General features: G+C 60.9%; 22 protein-coding genes and 1 pseudogene. 10 read left to right on the forward strand and 13 right to left on the reverse strand.

Features of this window, described 5'->3' with window-relative positions; all coding sequences use genetic code 11:
• The 3 genes and pseudogenes from ATY75_RS33965 to ATY75_RS16430 all read left to right on the forward strand — a co-directional run.
• A pseudogene (locus tag ATY75_RS33965) lies at window positions 1–129 on the forward strand (trehalose utilization protein ThuA); the annotation flags it as partial.
• Between the two features lie 9 nt (window positions 130–138).
• Window positions 139–1,182, forward strand: coding sequence for a Gfo/Idh/MocA family oxidoreductase (locus tag ATY75_RS16425; RefSeq protein ID WP_088938392.1), 1,044 nt, complete (start codon window positions 139–141; stop codon window positions 1,180–1,182).
• Between the two features lie 40 nt (window positions 1,183–1,222).
• Window positions 1,223–1,660, forward strand: a complete 438-nt coding sequence (locus ATY75_RS16430) for an EamA family transporter (RefSeq protein ID WP_088938393.1) — start codon at window positions 1,223–1,225, stop codon at window positions 1,658–1,660.
• A gap of 117 nt (window positions 1,661–1,777) precedes the next feature.
• On the opposite strand, the gene ATY75_RS16435 is transcribed toward ATY75_RS16430, so the two are convergent.
• The 6 genes from ATY75_RS16435 to ATY75_RS16460 all read right to left on the reverse strand — a co-directional run bounded on the left by ATY75_RS16435 (window position 1,778) and on the right by ATY75_RS16460 (window position 8,015).
• Complete coding sequence (locus tag ATY75_RS16435; protein ID WP_003542187.1) at window positions 1,778–2,173, reverse strand: DUF1236 domain-containing protein; 396 nt, start codon at window positions 2,171–2,173, stop codon at window positions 1,778–1,780.
• Window positions 2,174–2,305: 132 nt separating this feature from the next.
• Window positions 2,306–3,415, reverse strand: a complete 1,110-nt coding sequence (locus ATY75_RS16440) for an ABC transporter permease (RefSeq protein WP_088938394.1) — start codon at window positions 3,413–3,415, stop codon at window positions 2,306–2,308.
• A 1-nt stretch (window position 3,416) separates the two neighbouring features.
• On the reverse strand, window positions 3,417–4,553 hold the full coding sequence (locus tag ATY75_RS16445) for an ABC transporter permease (RefSeq protein WP_088938395.1): 1,137 nt from the start codon (window positions 4,551–4,553) through the stop codon (window positions 3,417–3,419).
• On the reverse strand, window positions 4,550–6,307 hold the full coding sequence (locus tag ATY75_RS16450) for an ATP-binding cassette domain-containing protein (protein ID WP_088938396.1): 1,758 nt from the start codon (window positions 6,305–6,307) through the stop codon (window positions 4,550–4,552). Before ATY75_RS16450 ends, ATY75_RS16445 begins: the two co-directional genes overlap by 4 nt.
• Window positions 6,304–7,314 (reverse strand): secretion protein HlyD, encoded by a 1,011-nt coding sequence (gene hlyD / locus ATY75_RS16455; RefSeq protein WP_088938397.1) that lies wholly within the window; start codon window positions 7,312–7,314, stop codon window positions 6,304–6,306. Before hlyD ends, ATY75_RS16450 begins: the two co-directional genes overlap by 4 nt.
• The gene (locus ATY75_RS16460; protein ID WP_088938398.1) at window positions 7,311–8,015 is read right to left on the reverse strand and encodes a CerR family C-terminal domain-containing protein; all 705 of its coding nucleotides are present in this window, start codon (window positions 8,013–8,015) and stop codon (window positions 7,311–7,313) included. Before ATY75_RS16460 ends, hlyD begins: the two co-directional genes overlap by 4 nt.
• Before the next feature lie 71 nt (window positions 8,016–8,086).
• Between ATY75_RS16460 and ATY75_RS16465 the strand changes: the two genes are divergently transcribed.
• Together ATY75_RS16465 and ATY75_RS16470 are read left to right on the forward strand one after the other, a co-directional pair.
• Window positions 8,087–8,356 carry a hypothetical protein gene (locus ATY75_RS16465; RefSeq protein WP_088938399.1) on the forward strand — a complete coding sequence of 90 codons (270 nt, stop codon included), beginning with the start codon at window positions 8,087–8,089 and terminating at the stop codon, window positions 8,354–8,356.
• Window positions 8,357–8,617: 261 nt separating this feature from the next.
• Complete coding sequence (locus ATY75_RS16470) at window positions 8,618–8,932, forward strand: hypothetical protein (protein WP_088938400.1); 315 nt, start codon at window positions 8,618–8,620, stop codon at window positions 8,930–8,932.
• Window positions 8,933–8,976: 44 nt separating this feature from the next.
• Here the strand turns inward: ATY75_RS16470 and ATY75_RS16475 are convergent, their stop codons facing one another.
• Window positions 8,977–9,993, reverse strand: coding sequence for an NAD-dependent epimerase/dehydratase family protein (locus tag ATY75_RS16475; protein ID WP_088938401.1), 1,017 nt, complete (start codon window positions 9,991–9,993; stop codon window positions 8,977–8,979).
• 281 nt (window positions 9,994–10,274) lie between these two features.
• Here ATY75_RS16475 and ATY75_RS16480 point away from each other — a divergent pair, with 281 nt between their 5' ends.
• Window positions 10,275–11,231, forward strand: coding sequence for an endonuclease/exonuclease/phosphatase family protein (locus ATY75_RS16480; protein WP_088938402.1), 957 nt, complete (start codon window positions 10,275–10,277; stop codon window positions 11,229–11,231).
• 14 nt (window positions 11,232–11,245) lie between these two features.
• On the opposite strand, the gene ATY75_RS16485 is transcribed toward ATY75_RS16480, so the two are convergent.
• The 3 genes from ATY75_RS16485 to ATY75_RS16495 all read right to left on the reverse strand — a co-directional run bounded on the left by ATY75_RS16485 (window position 11,246) and on the right by ATY75_RS16495 (window position 14,570).
• Entirely contained in the window at window positions 11,246–11,551 is a 306-nt protein-coding gene (locus ATY75_RS16485) for a hypothetical protein (RefSeq protein ID WP_088938444.1), read from the reverse strand.
• A gap of 129 nt (window positions 11,552–11,680) precedes the next feature.
• Window positions 11,681–13,108, reverse strand: coding sequence for a mannose-1-phosphate guanylyltransferase/mannose-6-phosphate isomerase (locus ATY75_RS16490; protein WP_088938403.1), 1,428 nt, complete (start codon window positions 13,106–13,108; stop codon window positions 11,681–11,683).
• A 37-nt stretch (window positions 13,109–13,145) separates the two neighbouring features.
• The gene (locus tag ATY75_RS16495; RefSeq protein WP_088938404.1) at window positions 13,146–14,570 is read right to left on the reverse strand and encodes a phosphomannomutase; all 1,425 of its coding nucleotides are present in this window, start codon (window positions 14,568–14,570) and stop codon (window positions 13,146–13,148) included.
• Between the two features lie 235 nt (window positions 14,571–14,805).
• Here ATY75_RS16495 and ung point away from each other — a divergent pair, with 235 nt between their 5' ends.
• The 3 genes from ung (at window position 14,806) to ATY75_RS16510 (ending at window position 17,193) form a co-directional block, all read left to right on the forward strand.
• Window positions 14,806–15,513, forward strand: a complete 708-nt coding sequence (gene ung / locus ATY75_RS16500; RefSeq protein ID WP_088938405.1) for a uracil-DNA glycosylase — start codon at window positions 14,806–14,808, stop codon at window positions 15,511–15,513.
• A gap of 130 nt (window positions 15,514–15,643) precedes the next feature.
• Window positions 15,644–16,576: a VOC family protein gene (locus tag ATY75_RS16505; protein ID WP_088938406.1), complete on the forward strand. Its 933-nt coding sequence runs from the start codon at window positions 15,644–15,646 to the stop codon at window positions 16,574–16,576.
• An 11-nt stretch (window positions 16,577–16,587) separates the two neighbouring features.
• A complete protein-coding gene (locus ATY75_RS16510; protein ID WP_088938407.1) occupies window positions 16,588–17,193 on the forward strand; it encodes an alpha/beta hydrolase in 606 nt (201 codons plus the stop codon).
• An 80-nt stretch (window positions 17,194–17,273) separates the two neighbouring features.
• On the opposite strand, the gene ATY75_RS16515 is transcribed toward ATY75_RS16510, so the two are convergent.
• Complete coding sequence (locus ATY75_RS16515) at window positions 17,274–17,525, reverse strand: KTSC domain-containing protein (RefSeq protein ID WP_049733739.1); 252 nt, start codon at window positions 17,523–17,525, stop codon at window positions 17,274–17,276.
• A 598-nt stretch (window positions 17,526–18,123) separates the two neighbouring features.
• Between ATY75_RS16515 and ATY75_RS16525 the strand changes: the two genes are divergently transcribed.
• The gene (locus tag ATY75_RS16525; protein WP_064840358.1) at window positions 18,124–18,918 is read left to right on the forward strand and encodes a metallophosphoesterase; all 795 of its coding nucleotides are present in this window, start codon (window positions 18,124–18,126) and stop codon (window positions 18,916–18,918) included.
• Window positions 18,919–19,007: 89 nt separating this feature from the next.
• Here ATY75_RS16525 and ATY75_RS16530 read toward each other — a convergent pair whose 3' ends face one another.
• Both ATY75_RS16530 and ATY75_RS16535 read right to left on the reverse strand, forming a co-directional pair.
• Window positions 19,008–20,336, reverse strand: a complete 1,329-nt coding sequence (locus ATY75_RS16530) for a UDP-glucose/GDP-mannose dehydrogenase family protein (RefSeq protein WP_064840357.1) — start codon at window positions 20,334–20,336, stop codon at window positions 19,008–19,010.
• Between the two features lie 267 nt (window positions 20,337–20,603).
• Entirely contained in the window at window positions 20,604–21,203 is a 600-nt protein-coding gene (locus ATY75_RS16535) for a transglutaminase-like cysteine peptidase (protein WP_064840356.1), read from the reverse strand.
• Window positions 21,204–21,285: the final 82 nt, after the last annotated feature.

Below are 21,285 nucleotides of genomic sequence, written 5' to 3' on the forward strand. Positions count from 1 at the left end.
GCCTTTAACCCGCAAGGCGCGTTGACTGGTATTACCGACGCCCCAAATGTGCCGGTAGAAAAGGCGCTGGAGCCGATCGTCGAACGCGGCCCGAAACTGCACCAGGCCGGCGAAGCCGGTTACCGCTGAGGAGCATCCATGCGACTACTCGTTCTTGGCACCGGAGTGATGGCGAAAAACCAGCTTGCCCGCTTCTCCCTCATCGACGGCGTGACGGTGGTCGGCGCCGTCGACACGGATCCCGAGCGGCTTTCGGCCTTCGCCGACAAGTTCAACATCGAAAAGCGGTTTCTTTCATTGGAGGAGGCGATCGCCTGGGGTGAATTCGATGCGGCGACGAACGTCACGCCCGACCGCATTCATCACCCGACGACGATGGCGCTGATTGCCGCGGGCAAACATGTGTTCTGCGAAAAGCCGCTGGCGGAGAATTATGCAAAGGCGCTGGAGATGACGGAGGCGGCCGAAAAGGCCGGCGTCATCAACATGGTGAACCTGACCTACCGCAATGTCGCGCCGTTGCAGCGGGCTCGCGAGATGGTACTCGCCGGCGAGCTCGGCACGATCAGGCATGTGGAAGCCTCCTATCTGCAGAGCTGGCTGGTGTCGCGCGCCTGGGGCGATTGGCGGACGGAATCGACCTGGCTGTGGCGGCTTTCCACCGGCCACGGCTCGAACGGCGTACTTGGCGACGTCGGCATTCATATCCTCGATTTTGCCGCCTATGGCGCCGCGACCGACATCGACCACGTCTTCGCGCGGCTGAAGACCTTCAACAAAGCGCCGGGCGGCCAGATCGGCGAATATATGCTGGATGCCAATGACAGCTTCACCATGTCGGTCGATTTCGCCAACGGCGCGCTGGGCGTCATTCACGCCAGCCGCTGGGCCACGGGCCATCTGAACGAGCTGAAGCTGCGCATCTACGGCGAAAAAGGCAGCCTCGAGGTCATCCATCGTCCCCGCGGTTCCGAGTTGCATGGCTGCCTCGGCGAAAGTGTCGAAACCGCCACCTGGACGCAGATCGAGGTTGAACCGGTGGCGACCAACTACGAGCGTTTTGCCGAGGCCGTCGCAAGCGGCATCCAGCCCGACCCGAATTTCCGCCACGCCGCCAATCTGCAGAAGGTGCTGGATCTCGCCATGGTGACCGAGCGCGAGCGGCGCGAGCTGAAAGTCTGATCTGCTTTGGGATGAGGTGTAACGGGCAAGGACAAGCGGCATGAAAAGCCTTCTGACAAGCTGGCCGCTTTGGGCGCTTCTTTCCGCCGGCTTTGCAGCGCTCACGGCGATTTTCGCCAAGGTCGGCGTCGAGAACGTCAATTCCGACTTCGCGACGTTCATTCGCACCATCGTCATCCTGCTGGCGGCGACGATGATGGTCTCCATTTCAGGCAGTTGGCAGGAGCCGTCTTCCGTGTCGAGCAGGAGCTGGCTCTTCCTGGCGCTGTCCGGCCTTACCACGGGCGCCTCCTGGATTTGTTATTTCCGTGCTCTGAAGCTCGGGGATGCTGCCCGTGTCGCGCCGATCGACAAACTATCCGTCGTCTTCGTCGCCGTCTTTGCGGTGCTGTTCCTCGGCGAGCGTCTGACGCCTCCGAACTGGCTCGGCGTCGTCATGATTGCGGGAGGTGCCGTGCTCGTCGCTTACAGGGCATGAACCCGGGCATCGAGCACAATTGCGTTTCGTAAACACACGAAAAAAGACCCCGCCGAAGCGGGGCTGGAGGTTGCCGCGCCGCAGCAGGCGGCGTCGGCGATCTGAACGTTCTTTGATTTATTCGATGACCTGCACCACGCGATGGGTGCGGGGTTCGACGATCACATGCTGGTTGTTGATGACCGTATAGGCGTATTTCGGATTATCCGGCACCGGTGTTACCACGACATCGGCCGGCAGCGGCTTGCCGACGACGATCGGTTCCTGGACGACCACCGAGGCAGTCGGGGCCGGCTGCTGCTGGACATAGGTGACAACCTCGCGCGGCGGCGGATCGACAACGGCGCCGGCGACACCGCCGGCCACGCCGCCAATGGCAGCGCCCACGGGGCCACCGACGATTGCGCCGGTGATGGCGCCGCCGGCTGCACCGGTCACGGCGCCATCAGCGAGTGCATTGGTTGCAAGTGACGACAGCGCAAGGGCGCTGGAGACAAGTAGAATCTTGTACATTTTGCTTCTCCTTTGCTGGGGTTGCGTTTGGGTAACGACCACGCCAATCCGAGGTTCCGGCAGGAGAGAGTCACGCTTTGGAAGGCCGGTTCACATTCTGTGAGGCGGCCCAGATCATCCGCCGCGATGGGATTATTCCAGCCGCCGGCGGAAGAGCCAGGCGGCGGCGCTGAGGGTGACGGCGGCGATCAGCGCCAGCGGGATCGTCTGGTTCACCACCTCGCTCAAGGGGATATCCTTGAGGAAAACGCCTTTGACGATCACCAGGAAATAGCGCAGCGGGTTGATCAGGGTCACCGGCTGCAGCCACGCCGGCATGTTCTCGATCGGCGTCGCGAAGCCTGAGAGCAGCATGGCCGGGACCATGAACAGGAAGGCGCCGAGGATCGCCTGCTGCTGCGTCATCGACAGCGCCGAGATGAAGAGGCCAAGGCCGGCGACCGAGCCAAGATAGAAGATGGCGCTGCCGTAAAGCAGGAACAGCGAGCCGCGCAGCGGCACCTCGAACAGGAAGACGGCGGCCAGGATATAGACGGTGATGTGGAAGAGGCCGATCATCATCGGCGGGATCAGCTTGCCGATCAGGATTTCGTGCATGCGCAGCGGCGAGACCATCAGCTGGTCGAAAGTGCCGAGCTCGCGCTCACGGGCGATCGACAAAGCCGTGACGATCAGGCCGATCAGGAGCGCGATGCTGGCGATCAGGTTCGGCACCATGAACCATTGATAGGTGAGGTTGGGGTTGAACCAGTTGCGCGGCGCCGATGAGACGATGCCGGCACCGGCGCGTCTGCCGGCCGGTGTTTCCGCGGCAAGGGCGCCGCCGATCTGCGAGAGGTAACCGGCGACGATCTGCGAGGCGTTCGAGCGGCGGCCGTCGAGCACCACCTGCAGATCAACAGGCGTTCCCGCCTCGATATTGCGCGAGAAATCCGGGCCGATCTCGATCGCCGCGATGGCCGTCTGGCTATCGATCGCCATCCTGATATCCGCCTGGCTTCCCGCCATCTCGATCCGCCGGAAGGTCGGCGAACCGTCGATACGCTCGATCAGTTCCTGGCCCCAGTGACCGCTGTCGCGGTTGAGGATCATGACGTCGACATTGCGGACTTCCAATGTTGCGGCATAGGAGAAGACGAGAAGCTGGACGATCGGCGGGCCGATCAGGATGGCGCGGCCTTTGGGGTCGCGCAGCACGGCGAGCAGTTCCTTGACGATGAGGGCGTAAAGCCTTGTCCACATCTCAGCCGATCCTCTTTCGCGTGCTGCGCGCTGCAAGCACGAACATGACGGCGCCGATCGTCAGCATGACGAAGATCGCGCGGCCGAACATCGGCCAGATGTCGCCGGCGAGGAAGACCGTCTGCAGGCTGGGGATCAGGTAACGCGCCGGCACGATGAAGGTGATCCATTGGATGACGGCAGGCATGGAATTGATCTCGAAGAGGAAGCCCGACAGCAGGAAGGCTGGCAGGAAGGCTGATATCAGCGCCAGCTGCGAGGCGAGGAACTGGTTCTTCGTTGCCGTCGAGATCAACAGGCCCTGGCCGAGCGCCGGGATCAGGAAGGCGGCCGACAGGGCGTAAAGGGCGGCGACGGAGCCGCGGAACGGCACGCCGAAGAGGAAGACCGCCAGCAGCACGCAGAGCGTCATCGAGGTGAGGCCGAGCAGAAAATAGGGCAGGATCTTGCCGGTGAGCAGTTCGACCGCCGTCACCGGCGTCGCCATCATCGCCTCCATGGTGCCGCGCTCCCATTCGCGGGCGACGACAAGCGAGGTCAGAAGTGTGCCGACCAGCGTCATGACGATGGCGATTGAGCCGGGCACGAGAAAATTGCGGCTGGTGAGCTCCGGATTGAACCAGAAGCGCTGCTCGACCGCGATGGCGGGAGTGTGGGAGGCGATATCAGCCTGCCGCTGCTGCTCCCAGTTGGCGACAGCGCCCTGGGCGTAATTCTGGACGAAATTGGCGGTGTTCGGGTCGGAACCGTCGACGATCACCTGGATGGCGGGACGGTTGCCGGCGGTGTAGCGCGTGGTGAAATCGGCCGGTATGACGACGATGCCGCGCACCTTGCCGAGCACGAGTTCTTCCTCGAACAGGCGCCGGTCGCGGCCCATTGCGACATCGAAATAGCGTGAGGCCTGGAAGCTGGCCGACAGGTCCTGGGTCAGCGGCGTCAGTTCTTCGGTCACGAGGCCGATGCGGGTGCGGGTGGTATCGAGCGAAACGCCGTAGCCGAAGAGAAAGAGCAGGATCAGCGGCAGCACGAAGGCAATGAGGATGCTGCTCGGATCGCGGATCGCCTGGAAGCTTTCCTTGCGCACGAGGGCAAAAAGACGCCGCAGCCGGCCACGTCCGAGGGGGGAGGCGCTCATGCGGCGTCCTCCGCTTCCGATTGCTGCACCAACGCGATGAAGGCGTCCTCCATCGTCGGATCCGGCTGCTCTTTCGTCGCCACTCGTGCCTTTAACTCATCGGGCGAGCCAAGCGCGATCGAGCGGCCGCGATAGATCAGCGAGATGCGGTCGCAATATTCCGCCTCGTCCATGAAATGGGTGGTGACGAGCACGGTGACGCCTTTTTCGACAAGCGCGTTGATATGCGTCCAGAACTCGCGCCTTGTGATCGGATCGACGCCCGATGTCGGCTCGTCCAGGAAGAGGGCGCGCGGCTCATGCATGACGGCGCAGGCTAGCGCCAGGCGCTGCTTGAGGCCGAGCGGCAGGTCCTTGGCGGGCTCGCGGGCGTGGCGGCCGAAATCGAAAATGCCGGCCATCAGCGCGATGCGCTCGCGCTTGCGCTGCCCGCGAAGGCCATAGACGCCGGCGAAGAATTCGAGGTTCTGCATGACGGTGAGATCGCCATAGAGTGAGAATTTCTGCGCCATGTAGCCGAGCTGGTTGCGGGCCTTTCCGGCATCGCGGCGAAGATCGAAACCGGCGACGCGGCCTTCGCCGCCGGTCGGCTTCAATAGGCCGCAGAGCATCTTGAAGGTGGTGGATTTGCCGGCGCCGTTCGGGCCGAGCAAGCCGAAGATCTCGCCGCGGCGAATATCGAAGCTGATATCCTCGGCAGCAGTGAAATCGCCGAAGCGCTTGGTCAGGCCCTTGGCCTCGATCACCGGCCGGTCGCCCTCGGCCTTCAGCGGCTCTTGCGCTTCGGCAAGCCTGGAGCGGCCGCCGGGGCCGCCGCCCAGCATGTCGACAAAGGCATCCTCGAAGCGGGGCGAGGCGGGGGCGAGCGTTGCCCCGTCGCCGGCCTTGCCGATATCGGGTTTTTTGTCCTCGGCCGCCACCAGACGGATCGCTTCGCCCTGGATCACGCCGTCGATGACGCCATCGGCCTGCAGGAGCTCGGCAAGCACCTGCCGGCGGCGCCCGCTGACATCGGACACCCTGAAGACCCGGTCGTTGACGCGCTCGGTCAGCTCAGCGGGTTTTCCCGAGAAGAGCAGTTTTCCCTGGTTCAGCAGCAGCACGTGGTCGCAGGCTTCCGCCTCGTCGAGATAGGCGGTCGACCAGAGCACGCCGATGCCTTCCTTCGTCAGGTTCTCTACCATTTTCCAGAGGTCGCGGCGCGAGATCGGATCGACACCGACGCCGGGCTCGTCGAGCAGCAGCAAGCGTGGTTTTTTGAGAAGTGCGCAGGCAAGGCCGAGCTTCTGCTTCATGCCGCCGGAGAGTTTTCCGGCGAGCCGGCTGGTGAAGCGTTTGAGGTCAGTGAAGGTCAGCAGTTCGTCGAAGGTGCTGGTGCGCTCGCTTTTCGGCAAGCCGCGCAGATCGGCATAGAGATCGAGGTTTTCCTGCACCGAGAGGTCCTCATAGAGGCCGAAGCGCTGCGGCATGTAGCCGATCGCCGCCTGGATGCCGGCGGCATTTTTCCTGGTATCGAAGCCGAGAACCTCCACCGTCCCCGTGTCGGGCAGCATCAGGCCGGTCATCAGGCGGATCAGCGTCGTCTTGCCGGCGCCGTCAGGGCCGACGAGGCCGGTGATCGCACCGCCGCCGATGACGCCGGAGACGGCGTCGAGGGCGGGAGGCGCATCGCCGAAGCGCTTGGTGACGCCGTCGATGCGGACGAGCGGCTTGTCGTCCCAATCTGTCTGGGGGGCGGGCTTGGCGGCGGTCATCGTCCGTCTGCCGCCGGCTGGGAAAGCCGCACCGTGACTGGCATGCCCTGGCGCAGATCCGGGCCGGGCTTGTCGATGACGATCCTCAGGCGATAGACGAGATCGGTCCGGAGCTCCGGCGTCTCCACCGATTTCGGGGTGAATTCGGCGACCGGCGAGATGAAGCCGATCGTGCCTTCATAGGGTTTGTCGGGCGCCGTATCGGAGGCGACGGAAACCTGCATGCCGGGGTGGATGCGGCCGAGATCGGGCTCGGCGACATAGCTGCGCACCCAGACGGGCTCGGTCAGCGACAGCACGAAGACGGTATCGGCCGGCGAGACGATCGCGCCGTTCTCCCGCACCCGCGAGAGAATGACGCCGTCGTTCGGCGCGCGCAGTTCGGTGTCCGTGAGTGAGGTGCGGGCCGCGGCGAGTGTTGCCTCCGCTGCCTTTACCTGCGCATCGGCGGCGGCGATATCCTCGATGCGCGAACCTTCCTGCAGCAGCTTCAGCGCCTCGTTGGCGGACTGCGAACGGGCGGCGGCCATCGCCTTTGCGGCGGTCGCCTGATCGAGCGTCGCTTCGGAAATCGTGCCCTGTGGACGCAGTTGGCGGGCGCGGTCATAAGCGAGGTTGGCATTTTCGAGATCGGCGAGGCTTTCGTCATAGGCGGCGCGCGCCTGGGCGATCTCAGTCGGGCGAGGGCCTGCCTTCAGCTTGTCGAGGGTTGCCCGAAGGGCGGCGGCGTTGGCCTCGCCGGAGCGAACGGCGAATTCATAGGGTGCGGCGTCGAGCTTCGCCAGCACCGTTCCGCTTTTGACCACGTCGCCTTCGTCGACGCGGAGTTCGGAGAGGCGGCCGCTGACGCGGAAGCCGAGCGACACCTGGCGGATATCGACATTGCCGTAAAGGACGAATTCGCGGCGGGCCTCGGGCAGCCAGCCGAGCTTTTCGGGCAGGCCGTACCACCAGGCGGCGCCTACCGCTACGAGAAGAAGCAGGGCGACGGGGACGAGGCGTTTCATGCCGCACCTCCCTTTGGCGGGCCGAGCACATCGACCAGTTCGGCGGCAAGACCGCGTAAGATTTCCACCTGTTCCGGGCCGACGGCCTCCCATTCCATCTGGGCAAGCACGGCTGCGTGGGTGACGCGAAAGACGAGGATGCTGCCCATAAGGTTGAAGGTGCGCAGGCGCACATGTTCGGAGGCGGGATCTTCACGCAAGATGGCGCCGATCAGCCGCCGGCCCATCTCGATCATCGGCCGCATGATGCCCTGATAAACCCTTGCGAAGGCTTCGGTCGGCTCCATCTGCTCGCGGATCAGAAAGCGCGCCCAGGATTCGGATTCCTTGCCGACGAAAAGCGTCACCATGGTCTGGAGAATTTCCGTGAGGAAGAGACGGGCTTCGCTGTCGCCGAGCGTTTCGCCGGCAGCGTCGATCGCCATGAGATGCGTGCCGATACGCGCCCGCATGTCGCCGACATGCGTATCGATGCGGGCCATCAGATATTCGGCGGTGGCGATGTAAAGCCCTTCCTTGCTGCCGAAATAATAGGGGATCGCCTGCAGGTTGACGCCGGCGGCTTCGGTCAGCTGGCGTGTCGACGCGCCGTCAAAGCCGTAGCGGCCGAAGACGTCGAGGGCGGCGGCCAACATCTTCTGCCGCGCGGCGTCGGCCCGGGCGGATGCTGGCGGAGTTTGGGTGTCGCTTTCCTGGTTCATGAGAGTTTTATAACGCTGATCGCAAAATAAGTCAATCGATTGATATATTTTGCCGAGAAGCGGCCCGAACTGTGGAGCTTTTCACGAGGCTCGCAACCACGCCGGCCAAAAAAATTCGCCGATTTTTTCTATTTTTGCGCTCATTTTTCGACACAAAACGGCCTTGCTCTTTCCGTATTGCCGATGCGATGCGTATCCAAATTTATATTATTGCGCTGCTGTTGAGCGCCATCATGTGGTCGATCTCGTTCGATGCGGCGCGGGAATCCTATCATGCCGCGCAAAGTGCGGGATTAATGCCGAACCTGCATATCAACAAGAAGCTGGATCGCGTTCTTTAGGCTGCAGTCAGCGTCCATGTCATCGACATCGCGCCGATCTTGCCTTGGCGACCTCGCAGCCGAGCAAGCGTTTTCCCGTGTGTCCCGAGACGATCGGGAGAGAAAACCGAATTTCATAAAATTTGACTGATCGGCTTAAAAGCCCTGCAAATACTGATGTGTAGAGTGGTCTCATGAAAGCGACCGAAGCGTGGACAGACGCGTCGATCGTTTGGAGGCGGGCGAAGTAAAGCCCGCCGATCCGCAAATGGGGACTTCGACATGCACAAAATTCTTGCCGCCATCGCTTTGACTTTGACCATCGCCGGCGCCGCCGGGCCGGCGCTTGCCATCGGTCCCGCCAGCCTTGGCCGCGACCTGATGTACACCTCCGCCATCGGCCACTCGCCCGAAACTCCGTTGACGACACGCGCCGGTTTCGTGCGCCCCGGCGTTCCCTTCGTCCTGCGCAGCCCTGCTCAAATTGAGGGCGAGGACTATCAGCTCAAGGCCTATTCGCAGAAGCTGACCGTTGTCGTCGAGTATGTGTTTTCGAAGGCGGCTGACGCGGTGCAGACGGTGACGTTTCTGCGCTGATATTCCGGTCGCAGGAAGCAATTCGTGTCGGCAATCGAGGTAAGCTAGGCGCCGAGCTCGCCGCGGACATCGAGATACCAGTCGACAAAGGCTTTGACGCCGACATCCAAAGTCGTATCCGGCTTGTAACCGGTCAGCGCCACGAGCAGATCGGGGGCCGCGAAGGTGCGCGGCACGTCACCCTTCTGCATCGCCAGCATCTTGCGGATGGCAGGACGGCCGAGCGCCTTTTCCACCGTTTCGACGAAATCCATCAGGCTGACCGGCTGGCCGCCGCCAATATTGACGACCCGAAAGGGCGCCTGGCGCGAAAGCGTTTCGATGGCCGCATTGCCCAGACGGTTGTCCTCGCCAGGGGCGATTGCCGACAGCCTGACGATCCCCTCAACGAGATCGTCGATATAGGTGAAGTCACGGCTCATATTACCTTCGCCGTAGATTTCAATCGGCTGGTCTTCGAGCATGTTCTTGGTGAATTTGAACAGCGCCATGTCGGGCCGGCCCCACGGGCCATAAACGGTGAAGAAGCGAAAGGCCGTGGTCGGGATCTTGTGCAGATGAGCATAACTATGCGCCATCAGCTCCATCGATTTCTTCGTCGCGGCATAGATGGTCAGCGGCTCGTCGGCGCGATCGGTCTCGTGAAAGGGAACGGTCGCATTGGCGCCGTAGATCGATGACGTCGAGGCCAGCATCAGATGACGGATTTCGACGCGCCGCGCAATTTCCATGATGTTCCACGAGCCTTCGACATTCGATCGAAGATAGGCCTCGGGATTTTCCAGGCTGTAACGCACGCCGGCCTGGGCGGCGAGGTGGATCAGGATGTCGGGCTTCGCCGCGACAACCGCTGCCTCCAGCGCTTCACGATCCTCGAGCATAGCGATGACCGGTTTGAAGGCTGGGAATTGGGAGAGTGCTGCATGGCGCATCTCCTTGAGCTTGACGTTGTAATAAGGAGTGAGGCCGTCAAAGCCGGTGACTTCGTGCCCTTCCTGCAGCAGGCGCCTGGCCAGATGAAAACCGATAAAGCCGGCAGTCCCGGTAATGAAGTAGCGCATTCCCACCTTCTTTCGGCTCACTGCCGACGGCAAAAGCCGATTCCGTATCGCGTGCCCCCACTTACAAGATAAGAAGAGGCCGAGTCGATAGATCTTTGAAAGAGAAGGCCGCGGCCGCCATGGTTGCGGTCGTCGGTTTATCAGTCCCTTGTCCGGCCTGATGACGGCGGGCCGTCGCTATCGTCCGAAGGCCGGCCGCGGCCATCGGCTGCCATGCTGCGTTGCGACATGTCGGCCTGCATGTTATGGCCGGCGTGTCGTCTGCAAGCAGGTCAGGATCGATGAGAGAGATAATTTATTGGATTCTCTGCGCGTTTCTGACCGTTGCCATCGCGATCGTGTCGTTACGCTATGTCACGAACTTCTGGCTGCTGTCCTTTCTCTACAGCTTCCAGGTCCACTTCGGCGTCCTCTTTGTTGCCGCCAGCCTGATCATTCTGGCTGTCAGGCGACACACTTACGGCTTTGTTCTTCTGTTTGTCTCGCTTGTTCTCGTCGCTCACGGCGTCGTCATGCTGCGCGAGTTTTCCGAGGATGACGCAAACACGGACAGGCCGCCGCTTTTTCGTCTGATGTCGTTCAATATCGCGATCGACAACTGGAAAAACTCGACCGCCATCACCGACATGGTGATCGCGTCGAATGCCGATGTCGTCAATTTGCTCGAAGCCAAGCCGCTGACCTTCCATCTGCAGCAATTGTTCAAGGCCTATCCCTATCATATCGGTTGCGACACGGGGAAGGATACCTGCGATACGCTGGTGCTGTCCAAACGGCCTTTCGTCAACCGGCAGGTCGCAAGCATGGGCAGTCTGCGAAAAGACAGGCTGGTAATATCGAGCGTCGACTTCGGCGGCGAAACCATCAATCTGGTTTCGGCGCATCTGACCAAACCATACTTCGACGATTTCCAGATGGCTGAATTGGAAGATCTCGCCAAAGCGCTTGGTTCGATCGAGGGCCCTCTGGTGCTGTCAGGTGATTTCAACTCTTCGTCGATCGCCCCGAGCATCCAGGCTTTCCTGCGCAAACAGGGACTGAAGACGATCGCACCCGAACCGGCGACATGGCCGATTGCTGCCGGCTCATTGGGGATCGCCATCGACCATATATTTGTGCGGCCGCCGCTTCATCTGACATCGCTGAGACGTCTCGATGACAATCTTGGCTCTAACCATTCCGGTCTGATCGCCGAATTCGTTCTCGACAGGGACGGTGAACCTGCACCGGCAGAATAGGCTGCCGGGCAAAGTCAAAATTTCGTCCTGCCGCCTTTCTTGTCGATCATCTGAAATTTCTCGCCGTCGGTCTTCACGCTGACGCAGTCGGTCGACTTGTTGGGAAACCGGACGCACACCTGGCCATTGGTTATTTTGTAGCCATTCCTGTTGCCCTGGCGATATTCGTAACCGTTGCTGCTTTCTTTCAGCTCCGACGTGCCCGGCAGATGCTCGCGGATTTCAGCCTCGCTTGCGGTCCGCATCTTTCCGGGTTCGGCCAACGCCATTCCCGGTGTCATGATCGCAAGAAGTCCGGCGAGGGCGGGCAAGATACGCATCAAGGGATCTCCGGTCATGACTTTCGGTACATCCATTCTACGGGATTTCCGATAGCGAGTTCAACAGCGATGGCGGTCGCGCCGGAAAAGGCGGCCCATTGTTCGGGGCCGGCCAGCCCGGCGGCGACGTTACGTTCTTCCGAATTCATCGACGATGCGGATGATGTCGTCCTCGCCGAGATAGGAGCCCGTCTGCACCTCGATGAGCTCGAGGACGATCTTGCCGGGATTGGCGAGACGATGGACTTCGCCGAGCGGAATATAGACGCTTTCGTTCTCGCGCAGCATTCGCACGGTCTCGCCAACCGTCACCTCGGCCGTTCCCTTGACGACGACCCAATGTTCGGAGCGATGGTGGTGTTTCTGCAGCGAAAGCTTCTTGCCCGGGGTCACGAAGATGCGCTTCACCTGGAACCGATCGCCGTTGAAGATCGAGGTATAGCCGCCCCAGGGCCGGTAGGATGTCGGGTGGGTTTCGGTGAATTTCGCCGTCGCCGACGAAGAGGCCAGCATCTTGACCAATTGCCCGACATTCTGGCTATCTTTGAGCGGTCCGACATAGACGGCGTCCTCGCTGGCGATAACGGCGACATCCTCCATGCCCTGGACGGCAAGATGCACGCCGTGGGTCATGACGAGCGAGTTGCGGGTATTGATGACGGTGGTGTTTGCAGCGGCGACATTGCCGTTGTCGTCGCGGGCGCCTGATTTCCAGACAGCATCCCAGCTTCCCATATCAGACCATTTGAACGGCGAGGGGACCACGGCGGCCTTGGAAGTCTTTTCCATGATCGCGTAGTCGATGGAGATGTCGGGGCTCTTGGCGAAATGATCGGCGTCGAGGCGGGTAAAGTCGAGGTCGCGGCTTGCCTTGGAAACGGCCTTGCTCGCCGCTTTCAGCACATCCGGCGCATATTCCTGCAGTTCGGCGATGAGCTCCGCCACCGGGAACATGAAGATGCCGGAGTTCCAGTAGAAGCCGCCGTCGGCGAGCATTTTCTCGGCTTTTTCCAATGCCGGTTTTTCCACAAAACGGCTGACCTTGTGGGCGCCGTTTTCGAGCGCATCGCCGATTTCGATATAGCCGTAACCGGTTGCCGGCTCGGTGGGCGTGATACCGAAAGTGACGAGCTTGCCATCGGCTGCGGCATTCCGGGCGATGCGGATGCAATCGAAATAGCTCGTGTCGGCGAGGATCTCGTGATCCGAGGCGAGCATCTGGATGATGGTGTCCTTGCCGAAAAGCTCGGAAGCAAGGGTGGCAGCGGCGGCCACCGCTGCGGCGGTGTTGCGGGCGACCGGCTCGAGCAGCACGGCGGCAAGCGGGACAGCCAGCGCGCGGGCCTGCTCGGCGACCAGGAAGCGAAATTCCTCATTGGTGACGACGATCGGCGCTTCATAGAGCTCCGGGTTGGAAACGCGTTCGAGCGTATCCTGAAACAGCGTTTTGTTGCCGACGAACTGGATGAACTGTTTCGGGGCGGTGGCACGGGAAAGCGGCCAGAGCCGCGTGCCTTTGCCGCCGGCCATGATCACGGGAACGATTTTCTGCGTCATAGGCGGGTTCCTTGAAAAAAGCTTGTTCGTGGCATGTTTAGCGGGCGTCTGCCCAGTCCGTTATTCGGGCGAGCCCCGTCTTCAGCAGATTCAGGGCTGCGGCTTCGCTCCCCGCTTCGACGTAGCAACGCATTTCCGGCGCATTGCCGGAGGGGCGGAAATGAATGATCCTGCCGTCTTTCAGCGTCACACGCAGGCCGTCGATATCGGATTTCGCCGCCACCTCGCCGATCGGCTGCAGGAAGGCGCCAAGATTTTCATCGGAGCTGCGCAGATGCGCCATCAGCGCAGCACTCGTCTCCACCGGGAAATTTTCCAAGCGATCGGCGGCGGCGAAGGGCAGATGATAGGAGGCGGCAACGGCCGAAAGCGGCTGCCGGCGAGCGGCGGCGAGCGACAGGATCGCAAGCATGGGGAGAAAACAATCGCGCGTCGGCAAGGCGCGCACTGATCCGCCGTTGATATCGAAAGGGGTTGCGGTCAGCAGTCCGCCATTGGCCTCAAAGCCCATGACGTGATCCTTGCCGGCGGCCACGGCCTCTTCCATGCCTGATATGACGAAGGGCGAGCCGACGCGGGTGCGCCTGACGGCGAAGGAGCCGGCGGCCTCGATGCCGGAATTTGAAGTAACAGGTGTCACGACCGTGCCGGCACCGAGAAAATTGGCTGCGACAAGGCCGAGAAGGTCGCCGCGCAGCGGCGTGCCGGTTTCGTCTGCGACCAGCGGGCGGTCGCCGTCGCCATCGGTCGAGACGATCGCATCGAACTTGTGCTCGGACACCCAACGCTTCATCAGCGCGACCGTCTCGTCGGAAACGGCTTCGGTGTCGACGGGAATGAAACTCTCCGAACGGCCGAGAGCGGTGATCTCGGCGCCGTAATGGGCGAGAACGTCAACCAGCAGGTCGCGGGCGACGGTGCTGTGCTGGTAGACGCCGATCTTCATGCCGGATAGCGCGCCTTGCGGCAGCAGGGCGGCATTGCGTTGGAAAAAGAGCTGCCGGCAGATCGCCTCATGATCTTCGGTCTGGGCGGGCGCCTCTGCAACGGTCTCGCCTGTTCGGTCGATCTCGGCCGCAAATGCGGTGATCTCAGCCTCGTCCGATTTGTCGATCTCGCCGTCCGGGCGATAGAACTTGATGCCGTTGCGGTCTGCCGGAATATGCGAGCCCGTCACCATCAGGCATGCAGCGTTGCTGTCGAGGCCATAAAGGGCAAGAGCTGGCGTCGGGACATTGCCGCAGTCCAATACCCGGAAACCGAGCGCGGCGAGTGCGCCGGCGCAATTTCCCGAGATATCGGGGCTCGAATCGCGAAAATCGCGGCCGATCAGAATGGCATCTCCGACCTCAGCCTTGCCGGTCCGCAGCAGATATTTTCCGAACGCGGTTGCATAAAGCGCAGAGGCGCGTCCCTTGAGATCCACTGAAAGTCCGCGAAGGCCGCTCGTGCCGAATTTCATCTGAAGACATGTCCCCGGTTTATCATCACGGTTCTACTCAGGCCGCCTGCCGGCGTAAATACCGAAGCCGTCATATAGTTAAACACGGACGACCGTGTCTCGGAAGCCTCTCGCAATCCTCTCTCGTCTATCCCAAAGGCGTAGACGCATTGCAGGGCCGGCAGCCATTGCAGCGTAGATCGATTTTGTTAGAACCGTGTGTCCGTTGTTTCGTCATATGCGAAGGGTTTGCTGGATGAGCGATACGTCAATCAATCTCGAAGAGAGCTGGAAAGCCGCCTTGGCGACGGAGTTCTCGAGCCCCTATATGCAGCAGCTAAAATCCTTTCTGGTCACGCAGAAGCAGGTCGGCAAGCGGATTTTCCCCCGGGGCAGCGAGTATTTCCGCGCCCTGGACCTGACGCCGATCTCCAGCGTCAAGGTCGTCATTCTTGGCCAGGACCCCTATCACGGGCTGGGGCAGGCACACGGGCTGTGCTTCAGCGTGCGGCCGGGGGTTCGCATCCCGCCCTCCCTCGTCAATATCTATAAGGAGATGCAGACGGATCTCGGCCTAGCGCCGGCGCGCCACGGTTTTCTCGAACATTGGGCAAGACAGGGCGTGCTGTTGCTGAACAGCGTGCTGACCGTCGAGGAAGGACAGGCGGCTGCGCACCAGGGCAAGGGGTGGGAGCGCTTCACCGACGCGGTTATCCGCAAAGTCAACGACGAGTGCGAATCCGTCGTCTTCATGCTCTGGGGCTCCTATGCCCAGCGCAAGGCGGCTTTTGTCGATACGACGCGGCATCTCGTGCTCAAGGCGCCGCATCCTTCGCCGCTTTCGGCCCATAACGGATTTTTCGGCTGTGGGCATTTTTCGAAGGCGAATAACTTCCTGCAGTCACGCGGGCGCGCGCCGATCGACTGGCAATTGCCGGCCGATGCCCAAGACATTGACTTGTGAACGTCAACGCATCTTCGTTCACTAAAAGAAGACAATGCGTTTTGATCTGGGGGTCTGTTCCCATGGAGGTTCAGCGCGCATCTTAGCCTCATCGAAAGCCCACGAATTGCGGGCAAGAAAGGGGTTTCACATGCTCGATCAGATCAAGGGTTTGCACCACGTCACGTCGATGGCGGAGGACGCCCGGACCAACAATCAGTTCTTCACTAATGCGCTTGGCCTGCGCCGCGTCAAGAAGACCGTCAATTTCGACGCGCCTGACGTCTATCACCTTTATTATGGTGACGAGACCGGCGCGCCCGGCACGGTCATGACCTATTTCCCGTTTCCGAAGATGGCGCAGGGTCGTCCCGGCACCGGCGAGGTCGGCACGACGGTGTTTTCCGTTCCGCAAGGTTCGCTCGGCTTCTGGAACGATCGTTTCAGCACGTTGAATATCGGCGGGCTGAAGGCCGAGGAAAGTTTCGGCGAGAAGCGCCTGAATTTTTCCGGTCCCGACGGTGACGGCTTTGCGCTCGTCGAGGTCAAGGACGATGCCCGCGAGGCCTGGACCCATGGCGGCATCAGCGAGGACCACGCCATTCGCGGCTTCCATTCCGTTGCCATGCGCCTGCGGGATGAAGGCGCCACCGCCGAACTCCTGACATTCATGGGCTACGAGGTCGCCGAGGAACGGGATGGCGTCAAGCGGCTGATCAAGCCTGACGGCAACGGCGCGCATCTCATCGATCTGGAGACCATGCCGAACATTGCCCGCGCGCTTCCCGGCGCCGGCTCCGTCCACCACGTCGCCTTCGCCGTGGAAAACCGCGAGAAGCAGCTCGAAGTGCGCAAGGCGCTGATGGACACCGGCTATCAGGTGACACCGGTGATCGACCGCGATTATTTCTGGGCAATCTATTTCCGCACGCCGGGCGGCGTGCTGTTCGAAGTCGCGACCAATGAGCCGGGCTTTAACCGCGACGAGGATACGGCCCATCTCGGCGAAGCCCTGAAGCTGCCGCAGCAGCACGCCCATCTTCGCGCGCTGCTCGAGCAGCACCTGCAGCCGCTCGAGGCGTAAGGAGAGGCGATATGACCGACACTGGATATGTGCACCGGCTGCATGCCGGTGCACCCGACAAACCCATCCTGCTGGTGCTGCATGGCACCGGCGGCGACGAAAACCAGTTCTTCGATTTCGGCCGGCGCCTGCTGCCCGAAGCGACGGTTCTGTCGCCGCGCGGCGACGTTTTTGAACATGGCGCGGCGCGGTTCTTCCGGCGCACCGGGGAGGGGGTGTACGACATGGCCGATCTTTCCCGGGCGACGGAGAAGATGGCCGCCTATGTCACGGCATTGGCTGGCAAGCATCAGGCTTCCCAGATTCTTGGCCTCGGTTTTTCGAATGGCGCAAACATTCTTGCCAATGTGCTGATCGAGAAGGGGATCTTCGATGCCGCTGTTCTGATGCACCCGCTCATTCCGTTTCAGCCTGAAGCCCAGGCAACTCTGGCGGGGAGAAAGGTGCTGGTGACGGCCGGCCAGCGGGATCCGATCGCTCCCGTCCCGGTGACCGAGGCGCTGTCGGAGCATCTGAAAAATCGCGGCGCTGACGTCAGGACGGTCTGGCATCCGGGCGGCCATGAGATTGCGCCGCTCGAGATCGATGCAGTCCGCGATTTCTTCAGTGGCTATTGATGGAAGGGGCCGCCGGTCGGTGGCGCCGATTTGCGGGCCGGTGAATGCCGGTCCCGCATCTCGGCTGATATGATGGATCGCTAGGGGCGCGGAGGATATTTGCCCCTGATTGCCGTCATATAAAAATTTCCCGGGGATTCCGCCATCGTCAAGCCGACGACGACGCCCTTGGGGACACCTTCATATTCCCGCCTTTGACCGTTTGTCAGATAGACCCGTAGATGCCGGCTGTCTTCGTCGTAGGTGATCGCCTCGATAAGTTTCGAATCAACCGCAGTTTCCACTTTGCACCCCGCAGTTTTGGATCTGAGATTTCCGGTGAGGAATGTCATTCACGCTCGCAATACGCCATCATCATGCGCCGCCGCAGTAGCGTCAAGCATGATAAGCTTAAGCGTTCATTTTTTTCTCTTGGCTCTCGCTATAGTTGATTTATGCAGCTTTTTGGGAGGTGTCGCCTGTGGAAACCCGATTGCCGCAAATTCTCCAGCTCGGAGAACTGGCGACTGACACAGCCGCAGAGCGAACGAATAATATGGTTTAACGCCGAATTAACCCTCATCTACCAAAATACAGCGCAATATTAACCGTGATGCGCTTGCGAAATGACCGAATACAAATTGCCGTTTCTCGCAGCGTAATTTCACGGTCGCGGGAACGTTGCATGAAAAGCTCGCTGCACGTGACGGCGAGGATCAGGTGATTCGATGTCGCTTGGGAGGGGACCGTGCCGGCAGCTATCGGCGACGCTGGGAAAGGGGCTGTCGGTTCACCGCGACGTCCGCACAGCTCTTCACGCCGGGCGGGTTACAATTTCGATAAGGCCGTGGTCAGGCCAACTTCTTTTTGAACACTGCGGCTCATGCCTATGCAGGAATGAGCAGGAAACGGAGCTTTTCCGATTGCCTCAGATGCTGTCGGATCTCATAAATGGGTTACATGTTTAACTATCTCGGGCCGTGGCGACAACAGATACCGATACTGGCTGGTAGCCGCAAAGGACGCGCCCGGCTGACCTTTGCCGAAGGCGAATTCGCTGCGGTCTATGCAATGAGCGATATTCACGGATGTTACAACGAACTCGTCGAGGCGCATCGCCGCATCGAGGAGGATGCCGCGCGCATTCCGGGGCCGAAGCTGATCGTCATGCTCGGCGATTATGTCGACCGCGGGCCTGACTCGAGTGCGGTGCTGGAATTCCTCAGCAAGAGCCCGCCGCCGGGATTTCAGCGTTTCGCTCTCTGCGGCAATCATGACGCGGAACTGGCGAAGCTCTACCGCAAACCGGCGCACATTCTTGAATGGCTCGGCTTTGCCGGGACGGAGACGTTGCGCTCATACGGTATCGATATCGAGCATCTGCTGCAGTCTGCGGCTGGAAGCGACATGATTGCCCGCGTCATTCGCAACATGATCCCCGAGCGGCATATTCAATTCCTGGAATCTCTGCCGATCATGCTGCGGATGGGTAGGGTGGTCTTTGTCCATGCCGGAATCAAACCGGGCATCGACCTCAAGAAGCAGAAGGACAGCGATCTGATGTGGATCCGCCAACCCTTCCTGGATGAAGGGCCGCAGCTTCCGGTCCTCGTGATCCATGGGCATACCCCGGCGCGAACCCCGACATTCGGCCCGCAACGGATCGGCATCGACACCGCAGTTTCGGCGACCGGCCGACTGACCGTTCTGACGATAAAGGGAACGCGGGTCAGGCTTCTCGCCTGAGGCGTCGCGATCTTTCGGTGCGCCAAAAACCAAACGCCGCGGAATTTTGTTCCGCGGCGTCGAGACGATTACCGGTTTACCAGAACCTGTCAGGCGTCTGCCGATTCGTGATAGAGATTGGTGCCGATGCCCGTATAGGCAAAGCCGTGTTTGCGGACCTCGTCGCTGCGGTAAATATTGCGCAGGTCGACCAGGACCGGGGCGCGCATCGACTGCTTCAGGCGATTGAAATCGAGCGCGCGGAACTGGTTCCATTCGGTGACGATGACAAGCGCATCCGCACCAGCGGCCGCTTCATAAGGACCACTCGCATAGTCGATGTTCTCGATAACCTTGCGGGCGTTCTCCATGCCCTCGGGATCGTAGCCGACCACCAGGGCGCCGGCGTCCTGCAGGGTCTGGATGACGGCAATCGCCGGGCTGTCGCGCATGTCGTCGGTGTTCGGCTTGAAGGTCAGGCCGAGAATCGCGATCTTCTTGCCGCGAATGTCTCCGCCGACGGCCGAGATGACTTTACGTCCCATGGCTCGCTTACGGTTGTCGTTGATCGAGATCGTCGTCTCGATAAGCCGCACCGGCGCGTCGTAATCCTGCGCCGTCTTGGCAAGGGCAAGCGTATCCTTGGGGAAGCACGAACCGCCGTAACCTGGGCCGGCATGCAGGAACTTGGCGCCGATACGGCCATCGAGACCGATGCCGCGCGAAACGTCCTGGACGTTTGCATCAACCCGTTCGCAGAGATCGGCAATCTCGTTGATGAAGGTGATCTTCATCGCGAGGAATGCATTGGCAGCATATTTGATCAATTCCGAGGTGCGGCGGGTGGTGAAGACCAGGGGTGCCTGGTTGAGGTAAAGCGGGCGGTAGACCTCGGTCATGGCTTCGCGTGCCCGGTCGTCATTCAGCCCGACGACGATACGGTCGGGACGCTTGAAATCTTCGATCGCCGCGCCTTCGCGCAAAAATTCCGGATTGGAAACGACGGCGACATCCGCTGCAGGATTGGTTTCGCGCATGATGCGCTCGACTTCGTCGCCGGTGCCGACCGGCACCGTCGACTTGGTGACGATCACGGTGAAGCCTTCCACATAGGTGGCAATCTCGCGCGCGGCGGCGTAGACATAGGAGAGATCCGCGTGGCCGTCGCCGCGCCGGGATGGCGTGCCGACCGCGATGAAGACGACGTCGGCGCTACGGACGCTTTCGCCGACATCCGTCGAAAACGACAGCCGGCCCGTGCTGGTATTTTCCGCGACCAATTGTTCCAGACCCGGCTCGTAGATCGGAATGCGGCCTTCGCGAAGGGCTTCGATCTTACTCAGATCCTTGTCTACGCAGATGACGTCGTGGCCGAAATCCGCAAAGCAAACGCCTGAAACGAGGCCGACATAGCCTGATCCAATCATCGTGATGCGCATAATTCCCTCAAATCATTAGAGTAGGACATCATGCTGCGTCGCAGCATGGCGTCCGTCATACTTAATCTGGGCGAAAAGACAATAACGAAGATCGCTTGATACCCACACCCGAAATCGAACCTGGTGCGCCGCAACTCTCTGCCGGCGGCCGTGTCGACAGCAAAAACATAGGTTTGTGTGGGCAATATGACAAGTCGAGCCGTTCGTCAGAGCGGCTCGACTTCGATCTCGACAGCGTGCGTTCAGTTTATTTTGCTGCGCCCACTGTTACAGCCGGTACCAGACATAAGGGTCCGTTCCCGATTGAATCTTGTCCCAGCGCAGATCGGTATCCCGCCAGTTCTTGATGCTGCTTTGCCTGTTGTCGAGCACGAGGTCGCCCTTGTCAGTCCTGACCACCAGGACGGCATGCCCTTCACCGGAGGGCGTAAAGGCGGTCGCAATCCGCAAAGCGCGTGAGGACCAGCCCATAGCGATCAGCCGGCTGCGCTTGGTGAGCGCGAAATCCTCGCAGTCGCCGCTGCGGACATTCACTTTCCAGACGTCGCCGTTCAATTCGTTGCGGGAATCGTTCCGGCCGATCATCGTACGATTGACGGTGCCGTTCACGTTTTTCAGTTGCAGCATTTGCTCATCGGTGAGCGCAACGACCGAGAGACCGTTGTTGTCGCGGCATTCCGCCGGGTTCTGGGCGCAGAACAATACCTGCGCGAAGGGCGGAATGATCTTGCCTTTTTCAGAGATATAGCTGACCGCCGAACTACCGTTCAGGCCGCGGGCGAAACCTGCGGGACCGGCGGCAAATGCCGAGCAGGCGTTCCCTGCTGTAAAGGCCAGCGCCAGAAGTGTAACGAATGTTTTCTTCATCTGTTAAATCCCCGTTCAGGGCAACCGATTGAGATCAGGCTTGCCTTTTTTCTCAGTCAATGGCATGGCGATTTAGTGATCT

It is taken from the genome of Rhizobium sp. N122 (assembly GCF_002211295.1).
Lineage (GTDB): Bacteria > Pseudomonadota > Alphaproteobacteria > Rhizobiales > Rhizobiaceae > Rhizobium.

Bases quoted from the DNA above. Each gene is read 5' to 3' on its own strand.
- ATY75_RS16430 (WP_088938393.1), top strand. From the start codon at position 1,223: ATGAAAAGCCTTCTGACAAGCTGGCCGCTTTGGGCGCTTCTTTCCGCC.
- ATY75_RS16485 (WP_088938444.1), bottom strand. From the start codon at position 11,551: ATGCGTATCTTGCCCGCCCTCGCCGGACTTCTTGCGATCATGACACCG.
- ATY75_RS16435 (WP_003542187.1), bottom strand. From the start codon at position 2,173: ATGTACAAGATTCTACTTGTCTCCAGCGCCCTTGCGCTGTCGTCACTT.
- hlyD (WP_088938397.1), bottom strand. From the start codon at position 7,314: ATGAAACGCCTCGTCCCCGTCGCCCTGCTTCTTCTCGTAGCGGTAGGC.
- ATY75_RS16535 (WP_064840356.1), bottom strand. From the start codon at position 21,203: ATGAAGAAAACATTCGTTACACTTCTGGCGCTGGCCTTTACAGCAGGG.
- ATY75_RS16495 (WP_088938404.1), bottom strand. From the start codon at position 14,570: ATGAAATTCGGCACGAGCGGCCTTCGCGGACTTTCAGTGGATCTCAAG.
- ATY75_RS16515 (WP_049733739.1), bottom strand. From the start codon at position 17,525: ATGACATTCCTCACCGGAAATCTCAGATCCAAAACTGCGGGGTGCAAA.
- ATY75_RS16425 (WP_088938392.1), top strand. From the start codon at position 139: ATGCGACTACTCGTTCTTGGCACCGGAGTGATGGCGAAAAACCAGCTT.
- ATY75_RS16450 (WP_088938396.1), bottom strand. From the start codon at position 6,307: ATGACCGCCGCCAAGCCCGCCCCCCAGACAGATTGGGACGACAAGCCG.
- ATY75_RS16475 (WP_088938401.1), bottom strand. From the start codon at position 9,993: ATGCGCTACTTCATTACCGGGACTGCCGGCTTTATCGGTTTTCATCTG.
- ATY75_RS16480 (WP_088938402.1), top strand. From the start codon at position 10,275: ATGAGAGAGATAATTTATTGGATTCTCTGCGCGTTTCTGACCGTTGCC.
- ung (WP_088938405.1), top strand. From the start codon at position 14,806: ATGAGCGATACGTCAATCAATCTCGAAGAGAGCTGGAAAGCCGCCTTG.
- ATY75_RS16490 (WP_088938403.1), bottom strand. From the start codon at position 13,108: ATGACGCAGAAAATCGTTCCCGTGATCATGGCCGGCGGCAAAGGCACG.
- ATY75_RS16505 (WP_088938406.1), top strand. From the start codon at position 15,644: ATGCTCGATCAGATCAAGGGTTTGCACCACGTCACGTCGATGGCGGAG.
- ATY75_RS16470 (WP_088938400.1), top strand. From the start codon at position 8,618: ATGCACAAAATTCTTGCCGCCATCGCTTTGACTTTGACCATCGCCGGC.
- ATY75_RS16510 (WP_088938407.1), top strand. From the start codon at position 16,588: ATGACCGACACTGGATATGTGCACCGGCTGCATGCCGGTGCACCCGAC.
- ATY75_RS16445 (WP_088938395.1), bottom strand. From the start codon at position 4,553: ATGAGCGCCTCCCCCCTCGGACGTGGCCGGCTGCGGCGTCTTTTTGCC.
- ATY75_RS16525 (WP_064840358.1), top strand. From the start codon at position 18,124: ATGGGTTACATGTTTAACTATCTCGGGCCGTGGCGACAACAGATACCG.
- ATY75_RS16530 (WP_064840357.1), bottom strand. From the start codon at position 20,336: ATGCGCATCACGATGATTGGATCAGGCTATGTCGGCCTCGTTTCAGGC.
- ATY75_RS16440 (WP_088938394.1), bottom strand. From the start codon at position 3,415: ATGTGGACAAGGCTTTACGCCCTCATCGTCAAGGAACTGCTCGCCGTG.
- ATY75_RS16460 (WP_088938398.1), bottom strand. From the start codon at position 8,015: ATGAACCAGGAAAGCGACACCCAAACTCCGCCAGCATCCGCCCGGGCC.